This window comes from Micromonospora sp. DT31 (assembly GCF_049841795.1).
Lineage (GTDB): Bacteria > Actinomycetota > Actinomycetes > Mycobacteriales > Micromonosporaceae > Micromonospora.
The window spans coordinates 1-5,565 of record NZ_JBNCKZ010000043.1 but is presented as its reverse complement, the minus strand read 5'-3'; the positions used below and the strand labels follow the sequence as shown (position 1 = coordinate 5,565).

Sequence of the window (5,565 nt, the reverse complement as noted above, 5' to 3'; positions counted from 1 at the left end):
TACCAGGGCCGCTCGCCCAACTCCGGCGGCGACTACGGCCTCCTGCCCTACCGACCCGGACTACTCACCCTGCAACGCTGACCGACCACACCGGGTCGAGGACCGGTCTCCCCGTACGGGAGGCCGGTCCTCGACGGTGTCGTCGACCGATCCGACCCGGACGGTCACACGGCGGCGGGCCGGCGTCAGCTGCCGAGGGTCCGGACGAACTCCTCCACCGCGGTGCAGACCCGCCCGAGCGCGTCGGCCGAGGCGGCCAGCGGCCCGGGCACCATGATCGAGTGGTCGGCGTCGGCGACCTCCACCACGTGCGGGGTGAGCCGGCGCGCCACGGTGCCGTCCCAGACGCGGTCGGCGGTGCCGCCGGCCAGCAGGAACGGCGCGGTGGACCGGCCCAGCGACTCCCGTACGGCGGGGTCGGTCAGCAGCGGCGTCAACCAGACCGCGGGGATGCCCCGGTCGGCGGCGAGCGGGGCGGCGAAACTGCCGAGCGACTTGCCCACCAGCAGATCGACGCCGCTGTCCAGCACCGGGTCGAGTTGCTCGGCCACCCAGGCGGGTGCGGCGTCGAGGCGCAGATCGCCCAGCGAGCGCCACGTCACCTCGTGCACGTCGAAGCCGAGCCGCCGCAACGCCTCGCCGAGATAGACGAAGAGCGGACCCCTGGTGTCGTAACCCCGGCCCGGGGCGAGGACCGCCCGCCGATCCGCCATGATCGCCTCCCGCTCGTCCGATCGATGTGTCACGCTAGCGCCCCGCCCGGAGATCTGTTCCGCGGACTCGTTCCGGTCCGCCTGCCTGCGCGACCCCGGGGGCCAACCTGGTCGAGGTGCAGTCCTGGCCGCCCCGCTGACCGGCACTGCTCACAGCCGCTCCGGGGTGCGGATGCCGATCAGGTCCAGGCCCTGCCGCAGCACCCTCGCGGTCAGGTCGCACAGCACCAGCCGGCTCTCCCGCACCGGTCCCTCGGCCCGCAGCACCGGACAGCGTTCGTAGAACGCGCTGAACGCCACGGCGAGCCGGTTCAGATAGCCGGTCAGGTGGTGGAACTCCAGGCTGCCCGCCACCTCCTCGACCACCGGTGCGAAGCCGACCAGCTCCATCGCGAGCGCCCGCTCGGCCGGCTCGGCGAGCAGGAGGCCGGCGTCCGGCCGTGCCGCCACACCGGCCCGCCGGAAGATCGACCGGACCCGGGAGTACGCGTACTGGAGGTACGGTGCGGTGTTGCCGTCCAGCGCCAGCATCCGCTCCCAGTCCAGCACGTAGTCCTTGTGCCGGTCCCCGGACAGGTCGGCGTACTTGATCGCGCCGATGCCGACCGCGCGTCCCACCTCGGCGGCCTCCGCCTCGCCCAGTTCCGGATTGCGTTCCCGGGCGAGCGCGGTGGCCCGCTCCACCGCCTCGGTGAGCAACCCGACCAGCTTCACCGACCCGCCGGCCCGGCTGCGCAGCATCCGCCCGTCCGGGCCGAGGATCGAGCCGAACCCGACGTGCTCGGCCCGCACCGGTGCGGCCAGCCAACCGGCCTGCGCGGCGGCGGCGAAGACCATCTCGAAGTGCCGCCGCTGCGGCAGACCGACCACGTAGAGCAGCCGGGTCGCGCCGAGCGTGCCGGTGCGGTGCCGCAGCGCCGCCAGATCGGTGGCCGGATAGCCGTACCCGCCGTCGGACTTGCGCACGATGAGCGGCAGCGGTTCGCCGTCGCGTCCCACCGAACCGGGCGGGAACACGCAGTCCGCGCCGTCGCTGCGCCGCAGCAGCCCGAGCCGGTCCAGCTCCTCGACCGTCGGCGCGAGCAGGTCGTGATAGCTGCTCTCGCCCCGGAAGTCGGCCGCGGACAGCGTGACGTCGAGCAGGTCGTACACGGTCAGGAAGTAGCTCTCCGACTGCGTCACCAGCAGCCGCCACCATCGCAGCGTCGCCGGGTCGCCGCCCTGCAACGCCACCACCCGCCGCCGGGACCGCTCCTGGAACGTCGCGTCCGCGTCGAACTTCACCCGGGCCGCCTGGTAGAAGCCGTCCAGGTCGCCCATGGACAGTTCCCGCGCCGCCTCCGACTCACCCAGGTCGACCAGGTGCTCGATCAGCATCCCGAACGGGGTGCCCCAGTCGCCCAGGTGGTTGGCGCGCAGCACCCGGTGTCCGAGCCAGTCCAGTGTCCGCGCCGCCGCGTCCCCGATCACCGTCGAGCGCAGGTGGCCGACGTGCATCTCCTTCGCCACGTTCGGCGCCGAGTAGTCGACCACCACGGTCTCCGGCTCGGCGGCCACCGGCACGCCGAGCCGCGGGTCGGCGGCCAGCGCGGAGACCAGGCCACCGAGCGCGCCGTCGGCCACGGTCAGGTTGAGGAACCCCGGGCCGGACACCTCGACGGTCGCGCACAGGTCGGCGAGCGCCGCGTGTTCCCGTACCTCGGCGGCGATCTCCCGCGGCGGACGGCCGAGCCGCCGGGCCAGGCCCAGCGCCGCGTCGGACTGGAAGTCCGCGTGCTGCGAGCGCCGCACGGCCGGGTCCACCGGCTCGCCGGCCACCGTCGCGAACGCGGGCGCCAGCCGGTCGGCAAGCAACTTTTCAAGATCCATGGGTACGCCGATCTCGCTCGATCCGCCGCGCGGATCACCGGATGGGACGGCGACGGCGACGGAGCGAGGACGATCGATGACGACCGGCGGCTCGATCCGCCGGTCGCAGGAGAGAAGGCTCAGCGCAGGCGGTCGCGGGACCGTCGGCGTCGCAGCGCGCCGAGCCGGACGTCGGGGGACGCCGTCGGGTACGCCTGCGAGTTGGCCATGTCGACAGCCTAACCGCCCGGTCCGGGCTCGGCGCAAGCGCGTACCCCGGACCGGACGGTGCTCAGGCCGACGCGGCGGCGGCCTTGCGGTAGCGCTCGGCCCGTCGTCGCACCTGGCTGTACGCGCTGCTCAGGCCCATCGCCCGGCGGACCTCGACGAGTGTGCGGCGCACCTCGGCGCGGGTCCGCTCGGTGCCGGCGACGATCAGTTCGTCGACCAGCCCCGGCTGTGCCTCGAAGCGGGCGCGCCGTTCCCGGATCGGGTCGAGGAACCGGTTGAGCGCCGTCACCAGGGCCTCCTTGACCTCCACGTCGCCGACCTGGCCCGCCCGGTAGCGCGTCTTGAACTCCGCCACCTGCGCCCGGTCCGGGTTGAAGACGTCGTGGAACTCGAAGACCGGGTTCCCCTCGACCGTGCCGGGCACGTCGGCGCGGACCCGGTTCGGGTCGGTGTACATCCCCATCACCTTGCGCCGCACGGTCGCCGCGTCGTCGGAGAGCGCGATGGCGTTGCCCTTGCTCTTGCTCATCTTCCCGGCGCCGTCCGTGCCGACGAGTGTGGGCGTCTCCGACATGATCATTTCAGGTACCGGGAAGACCTCGCCGTACAGGTGGTTGAACCGCCGGGCGATCTCGCGGGTCACCTCGACGTGCGCGGCGTTGTCCTTGCCGACCGGCACGACCTGCCCCCGCACGCAGAGGATGTCGGCGGCCTGGAGGACGGGATAGCCGAGCAGCCCGTACGGCATCTCGTCCTTCCCGGCGTCCCGGGTCATCTCCTTCAGCGACGGCACCCGTTCCAGGCGCGGCACCGTGATGAGGTTCTGGAAAAGCGTGTTCAGGTCGCCGACCTCGGGGATCGCCGACTGGAGATAGAACGTGGCCCGCTCCGGCTCGACGCCGGCGGCGAGGATGTCGGTGACCATCTCGCGGGCGTTGGGCGCGACCTGCTCGATGTCCGCGCGGCTGTTGCGCGTGGTGAGCATGTGCAGGTCGGCGATGATGAAGAAGCTGTCGTGGAGCTGGTGCAGCCGGACCCGGTTGGCGATGCTGCCCACGTAGTGGCCGAGGTGCAGCCGTCCGGTCGGGCGGTCGCCGGTGAGCATGCGTGTGGAGGACATGGTCGTACGCCTTTCGTGCCGTTCACGGGCGGGGACGCGCGGATGCGCGCAACGATCCGGGGTCACCCGGATCGCGGGAGCGAGCTCGTCAGAGTGAGCGCCGCCATCGCCCGCCGGCGCGGAACCGCAGCCCGCCGGCACGGAGTACGTCGAGGATCTGTTCGCAGCCGTCGGCGGCACAGCCCGGGAGACCGGTGCGGTTCTCCGGGGCGTGGGTGCTCGACCGATGCATGCCTGACAGGTTAGTCGTCAGCGGGGCCGGCGGCAGCCCGCCCGCGCCCGGTTGCTTGCACCCGGCGCGGACCGGCTGCCGGCTCAGCCCTGCCGGTAGCTCTCGGAGTAGTAGCTGCCGACCTGCTCGCGGTACTCCGGATGGGCGAAGTGATCCGGGTCGAAGGCCGGCGACTCCTTCACCTGCTCCCGGGTGCGGTCCACGTGCACCACCCGGTCGAGGTGGTCGACCCGGGCGACCGTGCCGGCCGGCAGCAGCACCTTCTTGCCGAAGATCCATGGCCCGGTGTCCACCACCAGGTAGCGGGCGTCCGCGTCCTCGTTCGCCTCGTCGATCGAGCCGATCCGGCCGTCCGTCGCCTCCACCCGGTAGTCGGTCAGGTCCAGCGGCGTCCCGGGGCCGGGCGCGTCCGGGCCGTCGCCGGTGTCGCCGGTGCGCTGCTCGGGCACGTCACCCGGCCGGGTCTGGTCGTACCCGCCGGCGAGAGCGGACGGATCGCGCCAGGTCCACGGGTTGAACGGCTGCATCGGTGGCACCTCCAAGAGATCGGCTCGACGCCGCAACAGTGCCCGAGGGTGCGACGAGGGAAACCCGGCAACGCCCTGACCTGCGCACATGTGCCGCTGGCATACTGGCCGACCATGGTCCTGTCGCGCGGCTGGTCGCTGTTCCTGCTCGGAGTCGGCGTGTGGACCTGGGCGATCTGGCCCAGGTTCGCGGTCGCCATCTGGAACGACCCGCGTGCCTGGTCCGCCGGCGTGGTCGGCGAGGGCGACCCGACCGGCTTCCTCTGGGTGCATGCCCTGCTCATCGCCGCGTCGCTGGCCATCGGCACGACCGTCGGCGTGCTCGGGGTACGCGGCTGGCTGACTGCTCGCCGACCCTCCCGCCGAGCTGACAGGTGGAGCGGAAAACAGGTGTGACGGGGGACGCCTCCTGCGGATTTGACGTTCAAACCCGCAGACGCGTAACTTTCTCTCTGCCAGCGCGGAACGGGGCAAACAGGACGCAAGTCCGAGGCTCCGATCCGAGGCCGGCGCCGCAACCGGACGGGGATGTTCATCCCCTGAGGGGGCGGCCGGGCGGGGCTCGCCGGAACGCCGCAGGGCGGATTTGGCGGAGCGGAACCGACCGGGTAAGGTTGTCGACCGGCAGGGAAACGGACGTGCCAGCGAGCGATTCGCGGACGGCCGGCCTGCCAAATCCGATGATCAAGCGCAGCGGTTGACTGCTGCGCGGGCTCAGCGGCGCCGACCCGTACGAAGCACGACAGACCGGGACACACGGTTTGACACGGCAGAGACGGTGAGGTAACGTAGTAGGAGTGCCCGGCGCGGGAGCGGCGGGTGTAGGGAATGCCCCAGGTGGGGGTTCTGCGGTGCAGGGCTTCTGGTTGGTGTGTGGTTGTTCTTTGAGAACTC

General features: G+C 72.1%; 6 protein-coding genes. 1 reads left to right on the top strand and 5 read right to left on the bottom strand.

Annotated elements, in window-relative coordinates:
• Positions 1 to 185: 185 nt before the first annotated feature.
• The 5 genes from ACLQ2X_RS28230 to ACLQ2X_RS28210 form a co-directional block, all read right to left on the bottom strand.
• On the bottom strand, positions 186 to 713 hold the full coding sequence (locus ACLQ2X_RS28230) for an alpha/beta hydrolase (protein WP_425684117.1): 528 nt from the start codon (positions 711 to 713) through the stop codon (positions 186 to 188).
• Positions 714 to 863: 150 nt separating this feature from the next.
• Positions 864 to 2,582: an arginine--tRNA ligase gene (gene argS, locus ACLQ2X_RS28225; protein ID WP_425684116.1), complete on the bottom strand. Its 1,719-nt coding sequence runs from the start codon at positions 2,580 to 2,582 to the stop codon at positions 864 to 866.
• Between the two features lie 271 nt (positions 2,583 to 2,853).
• Positions 2,854 to 3,912 (bottom strand): tryptophan--tRNA ligase, encoded by a 1,059-nt coding sequence (gene trpS / locus ACLQ2X_RS28220; RefSeq protein ID WP_425684115.1) that lies wholly within the window; start codon positions 3,910 to 3,912, stop codon positions 2,854 to 2,856.
• Positions 3,913 to 4,000: 88 nt separating this feature from the next.
• A complete protein-coding gene (locus ACLQ2X_RS28215) occupies positions 4,001 to 4,144 on the bottom strand; it encodes a hypothetical protein (RefSeq protein WP_425684114.1) in 144 nt (47 codons plus the stop codon).
• Positions 4,145 to 4,227: 83 nt separating this feature from the next.
• Positions 4,228 to 4,671, bottom strand: a complete 444-nt coding sequence (locus ACLQ2X_RS28210) for a PRC-barrel domain-containing protein (protein ID WP_425684113.1) — start codon at positions 4,669 to 4,671, stop codon at positions 4,228 to 4,230.
• A gap of 114 nt (positions 4,672 to 4,785) precedes the next feature.
• Here ACLQ2X_RS28210 and ACLQ2X_RS28205 point away from each other — a divergent pair, with 114 nt between their 5' ends.
• Entirely contained in the window at positions 4,786 to 5,067 is a 282-nt protein-coding gene (locus ACLQ2X_RS28205; protein WP_425684112.1) for an SCO4848 family membrane protein, read from the top strand.
• Positions 5,068 to 5,565 lie beyond the last annotated feature (498 nt).